The sequence below is a fragment of the Salinicoccus halitifaciens genome, assembly GCF_021026095.1.
GTDB lineage: Bacteria > Bacillota > Bacilli > Staphylococcales > Salinicoccaceae > Lacicoccus > Lacicoccus halitifaciens.
In genome coordinates this window covers 179,609-201,765 of the sequence record NZ_JAJNCU010000001.1, presented here as the reverse complement: position 1 = coordinate 201,765, position 22,157 = coordinate 179,609, and the positions used below count along the sequence as shown (strand labels likewise).

Annotated in this window: 22 protein-coding genes and 1 pseudogene; 2 read left to right on the top strand and 21 right to left on the bottom strand. The window is 50.7% G+C overall.

The genetic code is table 11. From position 1 onward, the window contains the following. Window positions 1-243 precede the first annotated feature (243 nt). Window positions 244-486 (top strand): hypothetical protein, encoded by a 243-nt coding sequence (locus LPW40_RS00975; protein WP_230820384.1) that lies wholly within the window; start codon window positions 244-246, stop codon window positions 484-486. Between the two features lie 57 nt (window positions 487-543). On the opposite strand, the gene LPW40_RS00970 is transcribed toward LPW40_RS00975, so the two are convergent. The 19 genes and pseudogenes from LPW40_RS00970 to bshC form a co-directional block, all read right to left on the bottom strand. Next, window positions 544-1,458 carry an RluA family pseudouridine synthase gene (locus LPW40_RS00970; RefSeq protein WP_230820383.1) on the bottom strand — a complete coding sequence of 305 codons (915 nt, stop codon included), beginning with the start codon at window positions 1,456-1,458 and terminating at the stop codon, window positions 544-546. After that, window positions 1,424-1,927 (bottom strand): signal peptidase II, encoded by a 504-nt coding sequence (gene lspA / locus LPW40_RS00965; protein WP_330166166.1) that lies wholly within the window; start codon window positions 1,925-1,927, stop codon window positions 1,424-1,426. Before lspA ends, LPW40_RS00970 begins: the two co-directional genes overlap by 35 nt. A 6-nt stretch (window positions 1,928-1,933) precedes the next feature. After that, on the bottom strand, window positions 1,934-4,672 hold the full coding sequence (gene ileS / locus LPW40_RS00960; RefSeq protein ID WP_230820382.1) for an isoleucine--tRNA ligase: 2,739 nt from the start codon (window positions 4,670-4,672) through the stop codon (window positions 1,934-1,936). Between the two features lie 264 nt (window positions 4,673-4,936). Next, on the bottom strand, window positions 4,937-5,455 hold the full coding sequence (locus LPW40_RS00955; RefSeq protein ID WP_230820381.1) for a DivIVA domain-containing protein: 519 nt from the start codon (window positions 5,453-5,455) through the stop codon (window positions 4,937-4,939). Window positions 5,456-5,468: 13 nt separating this feature from the next. Then, window positions 5,469-6,254, bottom strand: a complete 786-nt coding sequence (locus LPW40_RS00950; RefSeq protein WP_230820380.1) for a YlmH family RNA-binding protein — start codon at window positions 6,252-6,254, stop codon at window positions 5,469-5,471. A 58-nt stretch (window positions 6,255-6,312) separates the two neighbouring features. Next, window positions 6,313-6,624: a YggT family protein gene (locus LPW40_RS00945; RefSeq protein WP_269063144.1), complete on the bottom strand. Its 312-nt coding sequence runs from the start codon at window positions 6,622-6,624 to the stop codon at window positions 6,313-6,315. Between the two features lie 11 nt (window positions 6,625-6,635). Continuing rightward, window positions 6,636-7,238 carry a cell division protein SepF gene (locus LPW40_RS13655; protein ID WP_330166165.1) on the bottom strand — a complete coding sequence of 201 codons (603 nt, stop codon included), beginning with the start codon at window positions 7,236-7,238 and terminating at the stop codon, window positions 6,636-6,638. Next, entirely contained in the window at window positions 7,235-7,867 is a 633-nt protein-coding gene (locus LPW40_RS00935) for a YggS family pyridoxal phosphate-dependent enzyme (protein ID WP_230820379.1), read from the bottom strand. The genes LPW40_RS13655 and LPW40_RS00935 overlap by 4 nt, the downstream gene beginning before the upstream one ends. Further along, window positions 7,860-8,645, bottom strand: a complete 786-nt coding sequence (locus LPW40_RS00930) for a purine nucleoside phosphorylase YfiH/LACC1 family protein (RefSeq protein WP_230820378.1) — start codon at window positions 8,643-8,645, stop codon at window positions 7,860-7,862. The genes LPW40_RS00935 and LPW40_RS00930 overlap by 8 nt, the downstream gene beginning before the upstream one ends. 250 nt (window positions 8,646-8,895) lie before the next feature. Continuing rightward, window positions 8,896-9,850 (bottom strand): annotated as a pseudogene (ftsZ, locus tag LPW40_RS00925) (cell division protein FtsZ); the annotation flags it as partial. A gap of 26 nt (window positions 9,851-9,876) precedes the next feature. Beyond that, window positions 9,877-11,322: a cell division protein FtsA gene (gene ftsA / locus LPW40_RS00920; RefSeq protein WP_230820376.1), complete on the bottom strand. Its 1,446-nt coding sequence runs from the start codon at window positions 11,320-11,322 to the stop codon at window positions 9,877-9,879. Between the two features lie 107 nt (window positions 11,323-11,429). Then, window positions 11,430-12,773: a cell division protein FtsQ/DivIB gene (locus tag LPW40_RS00915; protein ID WP_230820375.1), complete on the bottom strand. Its 1,344-nt coding sequence runs from the start codon at window positions 12,771-12,773 to the stop codon at window positions 11,430-11,432. Between the two features lie 47 nt (window positions 12,774-12,820). Continuing rightward, on the bottom strand, window positions 12,821-14,152 hold the full coding sequence (murD, locus tag LPW40_RS00910; protein WP_230820374.1) for a UDP-N-acetylmuramoyl-L-alanine--D-glutamate ligase: 1,332 nt from the start codon (window positions 14,150-14,152) through the stop codon (window positions 12,821-12,823). Then, window positions 14,153-15,115: a phospho-N-acetylmuramoyl-pentapeptide-transferase gene (gene mraY / locus LPW40_RS00905; RefSeq protein WP_230820373.1), complete on the bottom strand. Its 963-nt coding sequence runs from the start codon at window positions 15,113-15,115 to the stop codon at window positions 14,153-14,155. Window positions 15,116-15,124: 9 nt separating this feature from the next. Further along, window positions 15,125-17,203, bottom strand: coding sequence for a penicillin-binding protein (locus LPW40_RS00900; RefSeq protein ID WP_230820372.1), 2,079 nt, complete (start codon window positions 17,201-17,203; stop codon window positions 15,125-15,127). Window positions 17,204-17,282: 79 nt separating this feature from the next. After that, entirely contained in the window at window positions 17,283-17,663 is a 381-nt protein-coding gene (gene ftsL / locus LPW40_RS00895) for a cell division protein FtsL (RefSeq protein ID WP_230820371.1), read from the bottom strand. 11 nt (window positions 17,664-17,674) lie between these two features. Beyond that, on the bottom strand, window positions 17,675-18,604 hold the full coding sequence (rsmH, locus tag LPW40_RS00890; RefSeq protein ID WP_230820370.1) for a 16S rRNA (cytosine(1402)-N(4))-methyltransferase RsmH: 930 nt from the start codon (window positions 18,602-18,604) through the stop codon (window positions 17,675-17,677). Window positions 18,605-18,615: 11 nt separating this feature from the next. Next, a complete protein-coding gene (mraZ, locus tag LPW40_RS00885; protein ID WP_230820369.1) occupies window positions 18,616-19,047 on the bottom strand; it encodes a division/cell wall cluster transcriptional repressor MraZ in 432 nt (143 codons plus the stop codon). A gap of 139 nt (window positions 19,048-19,186) precedes the next feature. Then, window positions 19,187-20,773 (bottom strand): bacillithiol biosynthesis cysteine-adding enzyme BshC, encoded by a 1,587-nt coding sequence (gene bshC / locus LPW40_RS00880; RefSeq protein WP_230820368.1) that lies wholly within the window; start codon window positions 20,771-20,773, stop codon window positions 19,187-19,189. Window positions 20,774-20,884: 111 nt separating this feature from the next. On the opposite strand from bshC, the gene LPW40_RS00875 reads away from it, so the two are divergent. Continuing rightward, a complete protein-coding gene (locus LPW40_RS00875; protein ID WP_230820367.1) occupies window positions 20,885-21,352 on the top strand; it encodes an N-acetyltransferase in 468 nt (155 codons plus the stop codon). Window positions 21,353-21,378: 26 nt separating this feature from the next. Here LPW40_RS00875 and rpmF read toward each other — a convergent pair whose 3' ends face one another. Then, window positions 21,379-21,552: a 50S ribosomal protein L32 gene (gene rpmF, locus LPW40_RS00870; RefSeq protein ID WP_230820366.1), complete on the bottom strand. Its 174-nt coding sequence runs from the start codon at window positions 21,550-21,552 to the stop codon at window positions 21,379-21,381. 2 nt (window positions 21,553-21,554) lie between these two features. After that, on the bottom strand, window positions 21,555-22,073 hold the full coding sequence (locus tag LPW40_RS00865; protein ID WP_230820365.1) for a YceD family protein: 519 nt from the start codon (window positions 22,071-22,073) through the stop codon (window positions 21,555-21,557). Window positions 22,074-22,157 lie beyond the last annotated feature (84 nt).

Below are 22,157 nucleotides of genomic sequence, written 5' to 3'. Positions count from 1 at the left end.
GCATGAGTATATACGTATCCCTTGAAACAGACCGGCCGCAGACAAAGCACCCGCAGGTGCTCGTCGGCAGACAGACTTGTCCTCGTTTATATCATGCCTTGCCGGCCTCACGGGACCGGTTTTAAAGACATTGTCATAATATTTAGTTGTCGTTCGTATTGTTTATAAGCATAGCCCTGTTGAAAAGCATTGTCAAGGATTAATAATACGGATTTTTATTCGGAGGGGTGAATTTTTATTGATTTGTCAGTTGTGATTTTTACTGAGAATAAAGAACCGCCTCCCCTGCCTGCTCAGTCAGTTGCGATTTTTATTATGAGTAAGCAGTTTATTCCTGTTCCTGCTCATTCAGGCATGATTTTTCTTGTGAATAAGCAGATTTCTCCCGCACCTGCTCACTCAGTTCTGATTTTTTCCGTGAATGAGCAGAATCTTCTCCAGGCTGCTCACTCAAGCCCATTTTTCTCCGCAAGTGAGCAGGTGTGATCAGCTCCGCTCCATCACAAATAAAAAACGCAGAATCCAAAAAGGATTCTGCGCTTTCTATTTCTCCACACGTCTCAGTTCTTCCAGCACGGCTTCGAAGTCGTCCGGCAGGCCGGCTGAGAATTCCAGCCGCTCACCGCTCACGGGGTGCGTGAAGCCGACAACTCCGGCATGGAGCAGCTGGCCGCCGACGTCCATCGTCTTCCTCGGGCCGTACTTCGGGTCGCCTGCGATCGGATAGCCGATGTACTGCATATGCACACGGATCTGGTGCGTCCGTCCGGTTTCAAGTATGCACTCGACGAGTGTATAATCCTTGAAGCGTTCCAGCACATTGAAGTGCGTCACCGCTTCTTTCCCGTCATCGACGACGGCCATCTCCTGGCGCTCGCGCGGATTCCTGCCGATCGGCGCCTCCACGGTGCCCTTGTCATGCGGGATCACGCCGTGGACGAGTGCCGTATATTTCCTTGTGACGCTTTTGTCGACGAGCTGCTCGACGAGATCGCGGTGGACGACATCATTCTTCGCCACCATCAGAAGCCCGCTCGTATCCTTGTCGATCCGGTGCACGATGCCCGGGCGCAGTTCACCGTTGATGCCGGATAACTCATCCAGCTGGTGCATCAGTCCGTTCACGAGCGTGCCGCCGGTGTGCCCGGCTGATGGATGGACCACCATGCCTTTCGGCTTGTAGACGACGGCAACATCCGAATCTTCATAGATGATATCCAGATCAAGGTCCTCCGGCACGATGTCGGAATCGACGAGTTCACGTTCCTCGACGATGATCTCATCGCCGTCTTTCACTTTATAGTTGGGCTTTACGGTTTCACCGTTCACTTTGACGATGCCCGCCTTGATGCGGCCCTGCATATCGCTCCTTGAAGAATCGGGCACCACCGTGCTTAAGAAACGGTCGAGGCGTTCGCCTGCATCATTTTGCCCGGCTGTTATTCTGTTCATTGTCATCACTCCGTCCCATGAAGAAAAACTCGATCAGCATCAGTATGACGCCGACCGTCAGTGCACTGTCGGCCACGTTGAAGATCGGGAAGTCGTATCCGAAGATCAGGACATCGATGAAGTCCACGACTTCCTGGAACAGCACCCTGTCGATGAAGTTCCCTATCGCACCTGCAAGCAGCATCGTCAGTGCGAGCTGCATGAGCAGGTTGTTCTTTGCCTCTTTTTTATAGATGTAGATCAGCATCGCCACGACGGCGATGGTGACGACATAGAAGAACAGCATCTGGCCCTGGAACATGCCCCAGGCCGCACCGGAGTTGCGGTGCGATGTCAGGCGCAGGAATCCATCGATGATTGAGATCGATTCCCCTATTTCCATGTTCCTCACCACAAGGCTTTTGGTCAGCTGGTCCAGGCCGATCATGGCGCCGGCGAGCAGCCCCATCGGCATGAGTCTGTATTTTTTCATCATATCCCCCTACTGTGCATCGACGACGCTGCGGCATCTTGGACAGATGTCATCTTCGCCGCTTGTGATGCTTTCCGCAGTGGAATAGTTCCAGCAGCGTTCACAGCGTTCGCCTTCCGCATGCGCCACTTTGACGGTGACCGTCTCATATTCGGTGCCGTCCTCAAGGCTGTCCACGATCTCTACCTGGGAGACGATGAAGAGCTGCTCCAGGTTGCCGTGCAGGTCCTCGAATTTCATCTCCTTCGGCTCAGTCACATAAACTTTCGCCTCCAGGGATTTGCCGATCACTTTTTCGTTCCGTGCCACTTCAAGTGCACGGTACACATCGTCGCGCACTTTCAGGAAGTACTGCCATTTCTCGACGAGGGCGGTGTCCACTTCCGCCTTCTCAGGCAGATACTCAAGATGCACGCTCTCTTTTTCCGTATGCGGCGTATGCTGATAGATCTCCTCCGCCGTATGGACAAGTATCGGTGCGAGCAGTTTATTGAGATCGGTCAGGATCTTGTAGAGCACCGTCTGCATGCTGCGGCGGATCGGCGCATCCATCTTCTCGATGTAGAGGATGTCCTTGCCGTAGTCCAGGTAGAAGTTCGACAGGTCGACGTTGATGAAGTTCTGCAGTGACTGATATACCGTCACGTAATCGTAGCGCTCGTATGCGTCGCGGATCAGGTTGATCATCTCGTTGAACCGCTGGTACATGAACTGGTCGATTTCAAATAAATCATCATAATCCACCGCATCCGTCTCCGGATTGAAGTCATCCACGTTGCCGAGCATGAAGCGGAACGTGTTGCGGATCTTGCGGTAGACTTCGGAAACCTGCTTCAGGATATCGTCTGAAATCCTTACATCCTCCTCAAAGTCGGAAGACATGACCCACAGGCGGATGATGTCCGCGCCCATCTGTTTCATGACCTTCTCGGGCAGGATGACGTTGCCGAGTGATTTCGACATCTTCTTGCCCTCACCATCCATGACAAAGCCGTGGCTCAGCAGTTCCTTGTAAGGCGAGTGGCCCTTCGTTGCGACACTCGTGATGATGGATGAGTTGAACCATCCGCGGTACTGGTCGGAACCTTCAAAGTAGAGGTCCGCCGGGTATGTCAGATAGTCGCGGTAGTCGAGCACACCCCTGTGCGTCGAGCCGGAGTCGAACCATACATCCATGATGTCGGTCTCTTTAGTGAATTTGCCGTTCGGCGATCCCGGATGCGTATAGCCTTCAGGCAGCAGATCTTCCGCTTCGCGCTCGAACCATACATTGGAGCCGTGCTCTTCAAACAGCTGCGCCACATGTTCGATCACATCGACATCAACGATCTCCTCGCCATTTTCAGCATAGAAGAACGGCAGCGGCACGCCCCATACACGCTGACGGGAGATGACCCAGTCACCGCGGTTTTTGATCATGTTGTACATGCGCTTCTTGTTCCATTCGACCTGGAATTTCGTATCTTCGACCGCCTGGAGTATATCGTCGCGCACACCGTTGATCGATGCGAACCACTGCGGTGTCGCACGGAATATCACGGGTGTCTTCGTGCGCCAGTCATGCGGGAACGAATGCGTATAGAAGTTCAGCTTCAATAATGCGCCGGCTTCGTCCAGGTCTTCGGTGATGACTTTATTCGCATCATCATAGAAGAGCCCTGAATATTTGCCCGCTTCATCGGTGAAGACGCCCTTGTCATCCAGCGGGCTCATCACCTGCAGGCCGTATTTCTGGCCGACGATGAAGTCGTCATCACCATGGCCCGGTGCGGTATGCACAAGCCCCGTACCGGCATCCGTCGTGACGTAATCGCCGAGCACGACAAGGCTCGTACGGTCGTACAGCGGGTGCTTTGCTTCGGCATATTCAAGTTCTGCACCTTTGAATTCCTTCGTGCGTGTGACCTTCTCCTTATCGAAGCCGGCCTCCTCGCACAGATGATCCAGCAGATCCTCGACCACGACATACTCGGCACCTTCATAGCCGAACTGCACATAGTTCAGCTCCGGATGGACCGCGATCGCCATATTTGAAGGAATCGTCCATGGTGTCGTCGTCCAGATGACGAGGTTCACGCCTGCATCAAGTACATCTTTCCCGTCTGTGACTTTGAAGGAGACATAGATCGAAGGTGAACGCTTGTCCATATATTCAAGCTCCGCTTCCGCAAGTGAGGACTCACTTGCAGGCGACCAGTGGATCGGCTTCTTGCCCTTGTAGATGAGGCCCTTTTCCACCATGTCTTTAAGCACCCTGATCTGGGATGCTTCGAATTCAGGCTTGTAGGTGAGGTACGGATTGTCCCACTCACCGTCGATGCCCATGCGCTTGAATCCTTCACGCTGCGCGTCGATCTGGCTGTTCGCGAACTCGATGCACTTGTTCCTGAACTCCTCGATCGTCATGCTCTTACGGTCGACGCCCTTGTTGGCAAGCGCCTGTTCGATCGGCAGGCCGTGCGTATCCCAGCCCGGTACGTAAGGAGAATAATAGCCCTGCATCTGCTTGTTGCGGATGATGATGTCCTTGATGATCTTATTGAGCGCATGCCCCATATGGAGCGCGCCGTTGGCATAAGGCGGGCCGTCATGAAGTATGTAAGGTGTGTTGCCCTCGTTCATTTTCAGTTTCTTTTCATACAGATTCATTTCGCGCCAGTCTTCCTGCATCTTGGGTTCTTTATTGATCAGGCCGCCGCGCATCTTAAACTTGGTCTTCGGCATCAGCAATGTATCTTTGTAATCCATTTTCCACTCTCCCATATTCAAATGTCTTTCCTAAATAAAAAAACTCCAACTGAATCAACAGGGGCGAATTTTTCCGCGGTACCACCCTTATTGACCCGTAGTCAGAGTCATCTCGATCGATAATATTCAAAGTGAATCATTAGTGATGTCAAAATGCCGTGCATCCGGGGCTCTCACCATCCCCCGGTCGCTTTAGAAGCCTCCCGCATCCTGCGTGTCTAACAATATATACATTATGCTAAAATAATGGCGATTCGTCAATATTTACCCGTCATTATTTTCCTCGTCCCCGACTATGTCGCGCGCACGGTCCTCATTGTCGAGGTCGTAATCCAGGAGATAGTCCCAGTCATCCGACTCAAGCAGGTCGAGCTGCGCCTGGACAAGCATCTTGAAGCGTGCCCTGAACACTTTCGACTGGCGTTTCATATCCTCCGTCTGGCTGCCGATATGCCGCGCACGGCTCATCGCCTCATCCATGATCCGCTCCCTTTCGGACTCTGCTGCCGCGATGATTTCGTTGGCGCGCTCCCTTGCGGCCTCCTTCATGTCATCGCCCGCCCTCTGGGCCGTCAGTATCGCTTCATTGATGCTCGTCTCGACAGATCTGAAGCTTGAGATGTTCTCTTCACGCTCATCCAGCATCTCCTCAAGCTGTGCGATCCGCTTATCCCGCTCGTCGATCTCGGCCTGGATCTTCCTGAGGTGGTCCCTCACTTCTTTTTCATCCAGTCCGCGGTATACCGTGGAAAACTTTTTACCCGTTCTTTCGCTCGCTTCCATAGTCCTTCACCTCTTAATCACTTTTGTATACTTTCGCCTTGACCCTGAACTTGCCCTTCTTCGTCTCATGCAGCAATTCCGTCACTTTGAATCGGCCGAAATGCCGCACTGATACGACATCGCCCGCCTCCAGCACCATCGCGGGGTTCGTCACCACCGTATGGTTGACCTTGACTTTCATCTTTTCAATCCGGTTCTTCGCCTTGGCCCTGCCCTCTTTCAGTATCTCGGCGGTCACGGTGTCGAGCCTGAAGCTTGAGATCAGTATGGTCTCGGCCGCACCGTCATCGATGATGTCCATGAACGATTCATGCGGCACTTCACGCAGGGTGACCGGTGCATTCTTGATCGTGGTGAGCTCCGTTTCGAATATCTGGAAATACGGGCGTGCAATCGCGAATTGGATCCGTTCCCCGATGACGATGTCACCGATCAGGTTGCGGTCAAGACCGACATTCATGATCGCGCCGAGTATGTTCCGGTGGCTGAGATCCACGAATTTCTCCGGATATTCAAGCTCCAGGACCATCACTTCAAAATCGTCAGGTGCCACTTCAATCATCTCCGGCACGAGCATCGCACGCATGCGTTCACGGCCTGAGGCCGCACCGCCGCCGTAAAATTCAATCCTGACGCCGGGATAATGCCCCGAGATGCTCTCCACTATGCTTTGCTCGCGCGGATCCAGGAAATCGAGCAGCACCGGATAATAATCCTGTTCAGCCGTTTCAAATCGGCTGTTGAACTTTATGATCTTCTCTTTTTCTTCCGGCCTGAAATGCTGAAATATCTCTTTCACAATGAATGCTCCTTAACTTGAAAATCACGGGGATAATGGATATCACCGTGATTGTACATTAAAATGCGACGACAAATGAAATTAATGCGTTGAATACTTCAACCAGACCGATCTGGAACAGCCACAGCACCACGAACAAAAGTATCGGTGACAGGTCCAGCATGCCGCCGAGCGGCGGTATGATCTTCCTGAACGGCTCCATGATCGGTTCATAGATCTTGCCCAAAAACTGGCCGAATGACGACTCCCTGAGTGCCGGCAGCCATGAACTCAGTATATAGATGATCAGCCCCCACCTGAACAGCTGGAGAAAGATCAAAGTGATGTTGGAAATTAAATATATGATATCAAGTACTAATGATTTATCCAAAATAATACTCCTTACATTTCATCTGGGTTTTCTTTATCTGCAGAGATTTCACCTTCGACGATGACACTTTTAGGTGTGCAGAGGAAGATGTCGCTGCCGACTTTCTGTATATCACCGTTCAAAGCATAGACGGTGCCGCTCAGAAAATCCACGATCCTCTTTTTAGGAGCCGCATCCACTTTGGATAAATTCACAAGAGTTGCACGTTCATTCTTCAATTCATCCGCAATATCCTGTGTTTCGGAAAAAACCCTCGGCTCAAATAAATGCACTTTTGCGTTTCTGTTCTCAGTGTTCATCACAGTGGTCTCCTTACTCTTATCTGGTGCGTATTTCTTTTTCGGTGTCTGCCTCGGTTTCTGGCGTTCTTTTTTAAAGAATGGGCGGGACTGCTTCTCGTCATCTTCCTTTTTAATTTTGCTGACCGGCTGTGTGCTGCCGTTTTTGGATAAATCGAGCCTCGTGACCTTGCTGCCTGCGTCTCCCGGCTTTAAATTACTCCCCGCTGCAGCCTCCGGCTTTTTTGATTGCTGTTCGGCTCCGGACGGCACTTCCTCTTCAACTTCGACAACAAAAAATTCTTTAAAAAAGTTTTTTATAGCGATGACAATCACCTGCTTCCCATTATTTTCGAACCGATCCTTATGTAGGATGCACCATGCGCCACTGCAATTTCATAATCGTTGCTCATGCCCATGCTGAGCTCGGTGATCCCGGGATGGAATTCCTGCAGCTCGTCCCTCAAAGATTTCAATCGGCCGAATGTGGCGTTCAACACTTCTTCATCATCAGTCAGAGGCGCCATGGTCATCAGGCCGACCACTTCCACCTTGCCGTACCCGGCGATCTCTTCCAAAAAGGGCTGCACTTCTTCTGGATCGAGCCCGTGTTTGGATGATTCTCCCGAGACGTTGACCTGTATGAAACATTTTACCGCACTTGGTGCGTGTTGTTCAATCCTTTTCGCGACACTTTCCCTGTCAAGCGAATGCAGGTGTGTGAGATGTTCCGCCACATCCTTCACTTTCCTCGACTGCAGCGTCCCTATGAAGTGGACATTTGCATCCTCAGGAAGTGCTTTTCGTTTTTCCAAAAATCCTTCAACACGATTCTCGCCAAAATCCCTGACGCCCGCTTCATATGCTTCGAGCGCCTCTTCGACTGTATGATATTTTGTCACGACGATGATCTTCACATCATCGGGCAATCCTTCTTTTATCGCATTAAAATTTTCTTTAATCATTTGATACTCTCCCTATAAATGCTAATGCACGGCCGGTTTTCCCGTGCTCCAGGCGGAAAGAGAAAAACTCATCCGTATCTTCCGTCCCGATCGGCGTGATGTGAATATTCTCCGGATGCACGCCGAACGATTCCGCCTGGTTTTTATTGACCGTCTTCAGGTCCAGCTGAAAGCCGTGTGCCGTTTCGGTGACGGCATCTTCCAGATGGTCCTCCTGAAGCGCATCGATCACCCGGTCGTCCACTTCATAACAGGACTGGTTGATGCTGATGCCGATGATCACGACAAGGTCCGACGGATGGCCGTCATATTCATTCAGAGTGTTGATCAGTATCTCTTTTGAGGTGCCTTTCCAGCCCGCGTGGATGAGGGCTGTGAAACCGTTGACCATGCTGAATGCGTAGACCGGCACGCAGTCCGCATAGTTCATGGTGAGCAGCACGTCCGGGTCATAAGTATACAGCGCATCCACATCATCCAGTGCATCCGTCAGTTCCCTGACGTTCACACCCCGGTCATCGGCCGTCACTTCAGCGACATTGCCGCCGTGCTTCTGGATCGGCAGCACCCAGTTGGCCGGTGCGATGCCGATTTCTGAAGCAAGCATATCCTGGTGATGGTTCACGTTCTCTTTGTCATCACCGATGTAGAGTGCCATATTGAAGCTCTCTTCCGGATAACGGCTCACGCCCCCGGCCCGTTTCGTATATCCAAACAGGCGCCCGCCTGCTCTGCTGCCATAATAATGCCCGTGCGGTTGAAAAGAAAACTGGTTCATAGCTTCACCCCAAAAAAAGAAGTCAGAAAGGCGCGCCCTCCTGACTTCCCCAAAAAATATTATCGTCTGCGGCGATTACGGTTTCTCAAGAAAGTCGGCACTTCGTAATCATCGTCCTGTGAATTGTTGATGGTCGGCTCTTCTTCCCTCTGCAGGCTGCGGGATCTTCTCGGTTCTTCCTCCACATTCGTGAAGTTGAAGGACTCCTTCTTCTCCTCTGCAGGTGCCCTGTCCGGTGTACGGTTCACGCCTTTTTCATTGAAGCCTGTGGCGATTACGGTGACGACAAGTTCGTCTTCGAGTTCCGGGTTGATGACTGTACCGAAGATCATGTTGACGTCCTCGTCAGCCGCGTCCTGGACGATGTCCGCCGCTTCCTGTGCTTCGAACAGTGACAGTGACTCACCGCCCGTGATGTTCATCAGCACACCCTGCGCGCCGACGATGGAAGTTTCAAGCAGCGGGCTTGAAATCGCCTTTTTCGCCGCTTCCACCGCGCGGTTTTCGCCGGCTGAAATACCGATGCCCATAAGTGCTGAGCCCTGGTTCTGCATGATCGTCTTGACGTCCGCGAAGTCGAGGTTCACTTCACCGCTCACCGCGATGAGGTCTGAGATACCCTGAACACCCTGGCGGAGCACGTTATCGGCTTCCTTGAACGCTTCCATCATCGGTGTGGATTTATCCACGATATCAAGGAGGCGGTCATTCGGGATGACGATCAGCGTATCCACTGCCGCCTTCATTGCATCGACACCGGCTGCTGCCTGTGTCTGACGCTTCCTGCCTTCAAAGGAGAACGGGCGTGTCACGACACCCACTGTAAGTATCCCCATCTCTTTTGCGATCTTGGCAACGACAGGTGCAGCACCTGTACCCGTACCGCCGCCCATGCCGGCAGTGACGAACACCATGTCCGCACCCTGGATCGCATCTTCAATCTGTTCACGGGATTCTTCGGCCGCTTTCTTGCCGATGTCCGGGTTAGCGCCTGCCCCGAGACCTCTCGTCAATTTCTCGCCGATCTGTATTTTGGATTCCGCCTTCGATAAGTTCAAAGCCTGGCCATCCGTATTGATTGCTATGAATTCGACATTCTGCATGCCGTCGTCGATCATCCGGTTCACGGCGTTGTTTCCGCCGCCACCTACACCAACAACTTTAAGTGTTGCCAAATGGTTGAAGCCTTGCTCAAATTCTAACATCTTGTTTTTCCTCCCAATGATTCATCTTATTCAAAAAGATTCTTAAATAACTTTTTCATATAGCCACTGACGTCTTTTGATTCTTTCGGCCGTTTCTCTCCGGAGCTGTCATTCACTTTTTTATCGTCTTCATAGGAATAATCGGTGTACTCTTCATACTCCGCATCTTCCTGGACTTTCTCATGCTGGACCGGCTCGGCTTCAACCGGTCTTTCCACTGCATCATTCTTATCTTTTCTAGTTTTGAATAAACCACTGAAGAAGTTTGAATCGGTGTCTTCCGGAGTTTCAGCAGAGACAGTTTCTGTTGCCGTGTCATAATTATCAATTGTAACATATTCCAGCAGCTCATCAAATGAAATTCCACTGCTGACCGTGGAAATGGCACTTGAAAATTCCGGTTTCCTTGCACCCATCTGGTTCGGGATGTGTATGCGCACCTTTTCAGAGACCATGTCCTGCATCAATTCCTTGATGCCGAGCAGGTTCGCCGTGCCGCCCGTCACTATGAAGCCGCCGCTGACCTTGTTGATGGATTGGCGCTGCAGGTCCTCGAAAACGCCGAGCAGCGTCTCCTCAAGGCGGAGCTCTATGATGTCCGCAAGGTCCTTAGGCGTCACTTCGATTGCATCATCACTGTTGATCTGGGGCAGGCGGATGATGTCCTCATCGTTTGCCATATCGAAAAAGGCATGTCCGTATTGATTTTTCATCTTGTCGGCAATATCGTAAGGTGTGTCGAACGCCTGTGAGAGATCATTGCTGATCAGGTTGCCGCCGACAGGTATGCTTGAGGCATACTTCAGCGCACCGCGCTCGAAATAGGCATACTGGGTGAGGTCTGCACCGATGTCGATCACGACGCTGCCGAGCTCGGCCTCCGCGTCCGTCAGGACGTGCTCATAGTTCACTGCGTCCGAATAGACATCAAGGACGGTCAGTCCGGATTCCTCCACACATTTGACCGTATTGATCAAGAGAGTGCGGTTGATCAGGACGATGCCCGCCTCGACCGCAAGCGACTGGGTCGCCACCATCTCTTTCGGGTCCTTCACTTCGTGCAGGTCGTCCACGATAAAATGAACCGGGAACACCGTCACCACTTCGAGGTCGTTCCCAAGTTCCTTTTCCCTCAATGATTCAAGCAGGCTTTCAATATGTTCACCATTGATTTCAGTCGATTCCCCGCCGAAACGGATCGCTTCCTCACCGAACTTGATTTGTGAATCAGTGATCGGCATCTTCAAAAATACTTCGTCTATTTCCACCCCTGATGAAATGCTTGCTTTTTTAACTGTATCTTTAATTGCACTTTTAGCCAAGTCAAAATCCGTGATCATCCCTTTGGATATACCATCGGTGAAAGTCTGTCCTGTTCCGATGATGTTGACCCCATCGTGAAACTTCTCACCGACGACCGTTTTAATACTGGATGAGCCGATATCAAGGGCTACATAGTAATGTTCCTTCAAGTCATCTGCCTCCTAGCGAGCTATCAATTTACTAATATCAGTTTACATTATCACAAGTTAATTGTGAACTATTTGCGGGTATTATACAAAGTATTAATACGGAAGATTCATTCATCTTCAAAATTTTCAAATTCGTTCAACGCTTCTTTGATGCTGTTCATCGACGCATTCACCTCATTGACATAACCGCTCGTCTCCGGTGAATTGTATATGCCTTCTTTGATCTGTCTGGCCTCCGCCGAGTCATACGGCAGGAAGCTGCTGCCGATTTCAATGTCGATTATGCCTTCACTTTCTCCGCCGATTTCCTCTTTCATGCCGATGTAGTGATTCATCTTCTCACCGAAGTCCCTGTAATCCGCGACGAGTTCCTGACCGTCATTCATGAAGATATGTATCCTCGTCATGGAATTTTCGGAAGGCCTGTAGTAGATTTCCGAAATGCCTGCCAGTATTTCGGGCTCGATGTCATTCAGGTTGTCGACGAGCTGGTCCATCTCTTCACCTTCGAAATGGTGGACAAGCGGTCCTGAAGATGGTGTGACCTGGTAGCCCCGCAATATACGTGCGTTTTCAAGCAGCGGATTGTAGCCGCCCTCGTTCTCGACATAACCCACCGCCCGGTATTCATCGATGCTGACATCCACACTGTTCCACCAGTCCCGCTCGACAGTGACATCGACTATGATCGGGAGGAGTGCGATGTTATCTTCTGCCATATCGGTGCTGATGCTGAACATCTTGTCGCCTGTTTCAAAATCCAGGCGGCTCTCGATTTCTTCAGTTGAGATGATTTCATTGCCGCTGATGTTGATTTCCTTTAGGTCGCTCGCGTCGGTGAAGACGTACCAGAGCAATGTGCCGAACAGAATGAGGAACAGGAGGGACGGGATGAGTATGAGCTTCGGTATCGACGCGAAATTTTCCTTCAATGCCGTAAGCCGGGTATAGCGCTTCGGCTTCTTCTTCGGTCTGGCAGCATCCTCCGATGCAGCCCCCGTGTCTTCAGAAGCCGTATGCTGTTCTGCCTCTGTCTCCTCCGGTTCTTCATCCGGAGCTTCCCCGCCGGGATCTTTCGTATAATCGGCAAGGAGGCGCGGGCCGTCTTTCCGCTCATCCTCATTTTCAGGCGCGGCCTCTGAAAGCGGGAGATCCTGCACTTCCGGTTTGACCTCTTCCGCATCTTCCGCTTTTGCCTCAGGCTCATCTGCCGGTCCTGCAGGCAGGATCACTTCCCCGCTTTCTTTCGTATAATCGGCAAGGAGGCGCGGCCCTTCCTTTTTTTCTTCTTTATTTTCATCTTCTTTTTTTAAGGTCGAGAAGTCCTGCACTTTCGGTCTCTCCGGTTCAGCCTTTTCTTTTTTCAAATCATCGTCCGGGGAGCCATAGAGACGCGATTCAATCGACGACTGCCGGCCGCTCTCCCGGCTTGACTCCAACTTCTTCCTCAAATTTGAAATTTTTTCGTTATCCTTCATGTCCCATGGCTCACCGCCTGTCATTGAATTTTATGGAAGCCCTCTTTGAAATGGTCGCCTCTCGCTTCGTAATCCTTATACTGATCCCAGCTTGCACATGCCGGGGAAAATAAAACGACTTCGCCCGGTACGGCTATTTCAGATGCGATCAGCGCCGCTTCATGCGGATCGGCTGCGGGGGTCACATCGATACCCCGCCCGGCTGCCCATCCGGTGAGTTTCTCTTTCGTCTCCCCGTATGCGATCAGGTGCTTCACATGAGCGGCATATTGCGTCAGTTCATCGAATGACTGTCCGCGGTCAAGGCCGCCCGCGATCCACACCGTGGGCACATCAAAGCTTCGCAGCGCGAATGAAGTCGCCAGATTGTTCGTCGCTTTTGAATCGTTGTAATATTTCACATCATTGATGCTGCCGAGGTATTCCATGCGGTGCGGTATGCCGCCGAACTCCTTCAAAGTCCGTATGACCGCATCCTCACCGGCCCCGAACCGGTCCGCCGCCATGATCGATGCCAGTATGTTTTCATGGTTATGGCTGCCCTTCAAAAGGACTTCCTCAAGGCCGATCAGCCGGCGGCCTTTCCAATATATGCTGCCGTCCCTGATGAATGCATCGGATGAATCGTCATTGAAGAATTTAAGTTCTGCATTCACCACCCGGCCGTCGAGCATCTCTTTCTGGCCGCCGTTGAATATGACCGTATCATTCGGATCCAGATTCTTCAGAAGCGACAGTTTGGCTTCCACGTACTCCTGCCGGCTCGAATGATAATCCAGGTGCGCTTCATAGATGTTCGTGAATAAAGCGACATCCGGCTTGAACGTATCAATCCCCATCAGCTGGAAGGATGAGAGCTCCATCACGAGGATGCTGTCATCGTCTGCCTCATGGGCCGCTTCGCTCGCCGGATAACCGATATTGCCGCACAAAATCGGTTTCTGCCCGTCATTTTTCAGTATTTCACCAATCAGGTGTGTGACGGTCGTCTTGCCGTTCGTGCCGGTGATGCCGATCACGGGGGCATCTGTGATATCCCTTGTGAGTTCGACTTCCGTATTGATCGGAATCCCCCTTTTTTGCGCTTCTTTTATGAATTCTATCGTATAGGGGATGCCCGGATTCTTGATGATCAGATCTGCATCGTTCAAAAGGCTCACGGGGTGATGCCCGTCGACGATTTCGACGCCCTGGCCCTTCAGCATCTGCCTTGTCTTTTCATCTGCAAATATCTCGTTCGTCGTAAGAGTGACGTCCGCACCGGATCGCAGCATCGCATCCACGGCGCTTCTCCCGCTCCTGCCGTATCCGAGCACGATGACTTTTTTGCCTGCATATTTATCAGTATTCATCTACATGCCTCCAAGCAGGATGCCGATCATCCCGGCAACGGCGCCTGCAGTCCAGAAGACGCCCACGATCTTCCACTCACTCCAGCCGATGAGCTCGAAATGGTGGTGGATCGGGGTCATCTTGAATATCCTTCTGCCGGTAAGCTTGAATGACGCGACCTGAAGGATGACCGACGCCGTTTCTATGACGAACACGAGGCCGATGATCAAAAGGAGCAGGCTGTTGTTGATCATGATCGATACGATGCCGATCAGGCCGCCGAGCGCAAGTGAACCGGTGTCGCCCATGAAGAGTTTTGCAGGGTACTTGTTGTAGATGAGGAAGCCAATCAGCGCACCGATGATGATGCTCAGGAAAGTTGATATTTCATACTCGTGGTACATCGATGCGATCGTCAGGAAAGCGCCGAATGCAATGATGGACAAGCCTGTCGCAAGGCCATCCAGTCCATCGGTCAGGTTGACTGCGTTGCTGAAACCGACCAGCCAGAATATAATCCACAGGACGAAGGCATAACCGAGCGGTATCGCCCAGTCCGTGCCCGGTATATGGATGCTGTTCGTGATGTCCGGGATCCAGTTGATCATTATCAGATAGACGATGATGGAAACCAGTATCTGTGCCATGAATTTCTGCTTTGTCGTCAGCCCCGTATTATCCTTCTTCACGACGATGATATAGTCGTCGATGAAGCCGATCAGGCCGAACCCGAGGGTGACGATGATGAGCACGAGCATCTTGTAGATGTCATCCACAAAGAACAACGCCACGAGTGCCAGCAGTATCGCCGGTATCAGGAAAGTCAGGCCGCCCATCGTCGGCGTCCCGGTCTTCGCCTGATGGGATTCCGGCCCCTCCTCCCGTATGGATTGTCCAAACTTCAATCGTTTCAATAATGGTATCGTCACCGGCACTAAAATTGCAGTAAATGCAAATGCCAGCAGTAAAAATATTAAATTCATCATGTCCTCCTAATCATTTGGATCCTTCGGTTCCAGGGTGATGCCGATCTCACTGCCCTCTTCCAGCGGGACGCCTGCTTCGACGGACTGGTCTTCGACATAGCCCTCACCCTCGATATTTACAGTGACCCCTGTAAAATCTCCAAATATAATCGCTTCGCGTTTTGATAAACCTCTCAGATCGGGCATTGTCGCTTGCCCGTCTGTTTTTATGAAGAAAGTGTCGAACGGCAGCAGTGTACCGTTCATAGGATAATGGTCCTCCACTTCAGTACCTTCACCGATCACCAACCGGCGGATGGTCTTCTGCTGCGGCAGTGATTCATCATCCAAAGCCATGTTCCTGTAATCATCGACAGGGATGACTTCTGCTTTGGATTCTCCGCCTTCCCCGCCCACTTCAAGATACTTGAGCGTGCGTTCCATCAGCGGGTTGAACCCGTGCATGACGCCGTAATCCCATGTGTCCGCCTTATTCTTCGTGGCAAGTTTGATGCCGTAATAGATGATCACCTCAGGGTCTTCCTTCGGTGCATACCCGATGAAGGACGTCAGGAATTCATACGGTCCGTCCATGTATCCTCCGCCATCAGGGTCGATGACCTGGGCTGTACCGGATTTGCCGGCCACCTCATAGTCATCAAGCTGATACTGCGGATTCCTGTCCATCGAACCGCCTACGAATGTGTTGATCTCTTCCTGCGTCTTTTGGGCTGCTTCCGGGCTGATGACTTCCCGCACTACAGTCTCTCCGCCCTCATAAAGTGTTTCATCCGTATTCGGATCGGTTATGGATTCTATGACATAGGGTTTTTTCATCTGACCATCGTTCAGTATGGCGGTCATGCCCTGGATCATCTGTATCGGGGTGACGGTCGACGTCTGTCCGAAAGATGTCGTTTTGCGCTGCAGCTCCTCATCCCATGCAATGACGCCGGAGACTTCACCCGGGAACTCGGACTCCGTCGAGGCACCGAAACCGAAATCCTTATAGTATTCGAGCATTCTTTCCTCACCGACGCGGTCCTGGAGGATCATCATCAGTGCATTGGAAGAATACTGCATGCCTTCGTTATAGGTGATGGTGCCCCAGCCTTCAGGCTCCCAGTCGTAGATGGTATGCCCGTCGACATCATAGGAACCCGATTCGAAATAGGCATTCGGGTCATATTCCCCTGCATCGATTGCTGCCGCGAGGCTGAAGACCTTGAATGTCGAGCCGGGCTCGAAGGAATACTGGTAGAGCATATTCAGCCAGCTGTTGCCGAAGCCTTCACGGGTCCTCGGGTTGAAGGAAGGCCTCTGTCCGGAACCGAGTATCTCGCCCGTCTCCGCATCGGCTACTACCGCAAACAGTTCTTCAGGTTCGAAGTGCTCCTCCATCGTATCCAGCGAATCTTCCAGATACAGCTGGATATTGGAATCGATCGTGAGCTGGATGTCCGCACCGTCTTCAGGCGCTTTCACCTGATTCTGTGTATTCGGCACGATATAGCCCCAGACGTCCTGTGTATATCCCGTGGCACCCGCTTCACCGGTCAATACGTCATCATAGGCGCGCTCAAGGCCCATCTGGCCGGACAATTCGCCGGTCTCCTCCTCCTGTTCGGCATAGCCGACCAGGTGGGATGCGAAATTGCCGTTCGGATAGAACCTTTTCGTTTCGGAGACGAAGTACAGTCCGCTGACTTCCGAGTCAGCGTCCTGCTGCGCCTCTTCAAGCGCCTGCTTCTCATTATAGGAGATGTCCCGGCCTTCACGACCGAGCTCCACCTGGAAACGCTCATCCTCGCGCCCCTTTTCAACCTGTTCCTTCACTTCATCTTCGTCTATATCCAGCACTTCGTTCAGCACCGAAGCCGTTGCTTCGACATTGTAGACGTGGTTTGGATAATCATCATCGATGATCAATGCGACACGGTAGGATTCCATATCACTTGCAAGTATATTGCCTTCGCGGTCGGTGATATCCCCCCGCTCCGCACTGTTCACGGCAGTCCTTGTGAATTTATCATCACCATGGGCGATCAGATCTTCATCATCAAGCGATTTCCCTATCATGAGATAGGCAAACTGCCAAAATATCAAAAGAAAAAGCACTCCTATACCTGAATATATAAGGAGCGCACCCAAAGAAAAAGATGTAGTTCTATTCATAAACTTTACTTTAATCTTCGCCATGTCTTTCAACAACCTTTACATTGCCATTGTCCAATTCCAGACCAAGCTCACCGGCTTTCTCGTAAATTCTATCATAGGAAGCCAGATGTGTCACTTCCGTCGTGAGCTCATCTATCTCACCATTTGTCGTCGCGATTTCGCTTTCGATATTCGTGATTTCACTCTGGAGCTGATAGGCTTCCATCCGCAATGACAAAACGGCGACTGCTGCAACGGCAATGACGAAAATCAACGCAATGTAAATCATCGTCTCGGTCCTTTTCAGGCCGACGATCTTACTTTTGACACGCGTCCTTCCACCCGGTTCCGGGTGTTGTCCATTGCTCCTCGTCTCAGGTAATACCTGTCTGTATCTTTCCACTGCCATATTAACACATCCTATTTTTGTTTCTCTGCAATCCGTAATTTTGCGCTTCTGGCTCTGGGGTTGATATCCAGTTCTTCATCATTCGCAAGGATCGGTTTACGGTTCACTCTTTTCAGGACCGGCTGGTACTCTTCCGGGACGACGGGCAAGTTTTTCGGCAGGTCCGGGCCTTTTTCATATTCCACGAACATCTGCTTGCAGATGCGGTCTTCCAGCGAGTGGAAGGTGATGACTGACACCCTGCCATTTTTGTTCAGCAGCTCTATCGCATCTTCCAATGACCGCTCCAACACTCCAAGCTCATCATTCACGGCAATCCTGAGCGCCTGGAACACCCGCTTCGCCGGATGTCCCCCTGTACGTCTGAATTTGTGGGGTATTTGGGACTTGATGATTTCAGTCAGTTCCGTCGTCGTCTCGATGTCCTTCTCTTTTCTTTTCCTTTCAATTTCCCTTGCTATTTTCTTCGAGAATTTTTCCTCGCCATATCTGAAAAATATACTCACAAGTGCTTCATATGGGTATGTATTCACGATTTCGTAAGCATCCAGGGACTGCGACTGGTCCATCCTCATATCGAGCCTTGCCTCTTTAGAATGGGAGAACCCTCTTTCCGTGATATCCAGCTGCGGGCTGGACACGCCGAGATCATACATGATGCCGTCGATGCCGTGTATATTCAGCTTCTCAAGTTCTGCTTTTAAATTTTCAAAATTACTGTGTACAAGTATAAGTTTTGGATCATTTTTGAATTTTTCGCGTGCATGGTCGATTGCGTAAATATCCTGGTCGAACGCAATCACTTTGCCGGTCGTCACCTTACCGAGCAGATATTCGGTGTGGCCGCCGCCGCCCAGGGTCGCATCCACGTAAATCCCGTCTCCGCGCACATTGAGCCCATCCACTGTTTCTTTCAACAACACCGTGTCATGTGTGAACACATCGTCACATCCTATAGATCAAAGTCGATTAAATCTTCTGCTATATCTTCAAAGTTCTCTTCAGTTTCCGTGTAGAAATCCGTCCACTCACCGGTATCCCAAATCTCTATGCGGTCAGACACACCGATTACGGTGCAGTCTTTTTCAAGCCCTGCATAACTGCGCAGGTTCTGGGGGATATTGATGCGCCCCTGCTTGTCCACTTCGACAAGCGCCGCACCGGAGAAGAACAGCCTCATGAACTTGCGGGCGTCACGTTTGGTGAGCGACAAATTCTGCATGCGCGCTTCAATGCGCGACCATTCTTCCTCGGTGTAACCGAAGAGGCATTTGTCCAGTCCACGGGTGATTATAAACCTGTCTGACAATTCACTGCGGAACTTGCTTGGAACGATCATCCGCCCTTTGGCATCAAGCTTATTGTTGTATTCTCCCATGAACATGGCCTTCACCTGCCTCTATTTATAAATTACCACATTCCACCACATTTCACCACAAATTATAAAAATTCAGTATTATATTTTATGCAAAATAAAAAAGCGGCTCTCCGCAACCGGAAAACCGCTCTTTTAAAGCCTGATATTATGGTGTTTTAATGATGACAAGGTCCGTTGTGTATGAAAGTGGGGGGAATTCCCTGAAATCCGTCATATACTGCCACGGGTGGTAAATCCGTTCATGCAGCGCCCCGTCCGGCAGCAGCCTTTCCTGGAGTTCCCTCACATCGCCGAGCTCTTTTCTCCTGTGGCGCTTCACTTCCGTCCTATATCTCCGCTCCAGGTAGTCCAGCTGCTTGATATGGTGCTTGAAGTTCGCCTCCACGATATCTGTCATGAATTCCTGTGAATTCAGCTCATGGAGCTCACGGTAGTGCTTTTCGGCACTTTCCGTAATTTCATGGATCTTATCGATGAATCCGGCGTTTAGATCATCCTGCACCATCGACGCTTTATACTCCTCTGCCTGTTCATGGAAGTCCGGATTGAATGTCAGCCCATACTTCCGGAGCATCTTATCAAGACGCGGCGGGAGGTAGCCGAACTCCATCCGCTTCAGGACGATCGGCATGCCGACGCCCATCACTTCGAACACTTCATGCAGCTCGCCCCAGTATTTCACTTCGGCATTCCCGCCGAGGAATACGAGCGTGTTGAAAAGCATCTCCTGCATCAGCGGCCGGGTGACCACATTATTGCTGAAGACTTGAGGTGATGCCTCAAGCAGATCCAGGAGCTCCTCCTTCGTATAGCGTTCATCGCCCGCTGTGAAATGTCCGTCCGTACAGGAGAGGAGCGTGCGTGACATATCCGCTCCGATGAACAGGTGCACGTTCGTATCCGTCCGGATGACCGGTGATGTGCCGAATTCCTCATTGATTTTTTTCTGGCCGCGCATGAAAGCCTCGTGGATTTCTTCGTGGGATTCAATCATACGACGGAACAGCCCCTTTTCTAATTCCCGCACTTCGGACAGATGGCTGTTGAAGATCAGCACGCCTTCATCTTTGAAGACGTCATGGACGAGCGCGTGGAACAGCTCCGTCCAGTAGGCGTACCGGTCGATCATCGATTCGATCCTGTTCCTTAAGGCGAGCAGGTCTTCACGGTCGCCGCAGAGCTCCATGATTTTAAATAAAGTCTCTTTCATGACTTTCTTATCATATTCATAAAAGCCGATGCTCATATTGATGCGCAGATTCGGCTTATAGGTGATTTTCCGGCGTTTCCTGTGCATGCTGTCGTAGACGAATGTATGATTGATCTCCTCGTAATCATGGTCTTCGCCTGCAACCCAGAACACGGGTACGGCATCATAATCATACTTCTCCTTCATATCCTTCTTGACGATGATGATGGACATGATCTTATGGATGATGTAGGCGGGACTCATGAAGAGCCCCGCCTGCTGGCCGCCCGTTATGACGCGCCGGCCGTCCGCAAGCCGCTTCAGATTCTCTTCCTGTGCTTCGGACAGCCCGAACTTCTCCATGTCATTCCGTATGATGTCTGCAAGCGCCCCGGTATGCGGATGCACCGGACGGCTGAGCACCTCTTTGACGCTTTCATCATTGAATGAAAGATTTTGATAGTATTTGAGTATATTCTCTTCCTGCTGATTGAATTTATCGATGAAATCATCTTTAGAGAAATTCATACATTCGATTTCCATGATTCTTCTCCTTTGTGACGGTGATTAATTAAGATTATAGTTTTTTTCATTTTATAAAACAATTGAACTGTTTACCGGATATATTATAATGGACGAAAGGAGCGAATATTCATGTCTGAAATCAAGCGATTACCAATCAACTACAAAACAGCTGAAGAATTCAAGAAATTCCGGGAGTACGGCGCCCAGGAACTGCAGATGCAGGAGGAACTGGAAGGCAATATGATCGACGCGGATACCGATTCGCCGTTCTACGGCATCTATGTCGGGGAAAACCTCGCAGCCCGCATGTGCCTTTTCAAAAAGGAGGACACCGACCAGCCGATCTTCGAACCGCCCCATGACTACCTTGTCATATGGAAGCTTGAAGTGCTGGAGAAGTACCGCGGCCGGGGATTCGGCACAGCATTAATCGATTATGTAAAAAAGCAGGGTATGCCGATCAAGGCAATCAGCCGTCAAAACGCCAGGAGCTTCTTTGAAAAACACGGCTTTGAAACTTTGAAATATGATATTGAGCGTGATCTTGCAGATGATGCCCTGATCTGGTATCCGGAAGGTTACTCTTTAAAACAATAAAAAAGATGAGCTTCCGCTCATCTTTTTTATTTATTGACGACTTCTTCACCTTTGTAGCTTCCGCATTCTTTACATACACGGTGTGAAAGTTTCATCTCACCGCAGTTTGAACATTCGACCATTCCAGGCACCGAAAGTTTGATATGCGTACGGCGTTTATTTTTACGGCTTTTAGACGTTCTTCTTTTAGGTACTGCCATGATTAATCCTCCTTTTCTTCGTCACTATCGAGTAGCGCTTTTAGTTTTTCAAGCCTCGGGTCGACCTTCTCCACGTCTTCGCGGAGATAATCATCTTCCTCGATGACCATCCAGTCTTTCCCGCCTGCGGCAAGCGCTTCGCTTTCCGTATAGGCGTTTGGAAGGTTGACTATGATGAGCTCCCTGATCACAGGTTCCAAATCCAGCGTGTGGATGACGGGATGGACATTTTCATCCAGATCATCCGTCTCCTCAACCGTCTCATCGAATATTTCCATCGACTCGACGCTGACCGGGACTTGAATATCTTCAGATGTTCGACTGTCGAGCATGGTGATGACCGAATCAATGTGCATCTGTACGTGGAATTGATCGCTCCGTACAAATATCTCGCCGTTGACTTTAGTCGAATCGACAGAGACGATATCCCTGCGGTCCGTCAAATCGTCAAGTTTGAGTTCACCATCGAATTCAATCACTTCATCACTGAATTTTCTTAATTGTGATAGCGTCCATTTCATACTCTTCACCTCTTATGAGCACAAAAAATATTGTACATTTTATAGGGGGGCATGTCAAGTTATTTTCTTAACGTAATATTTGGT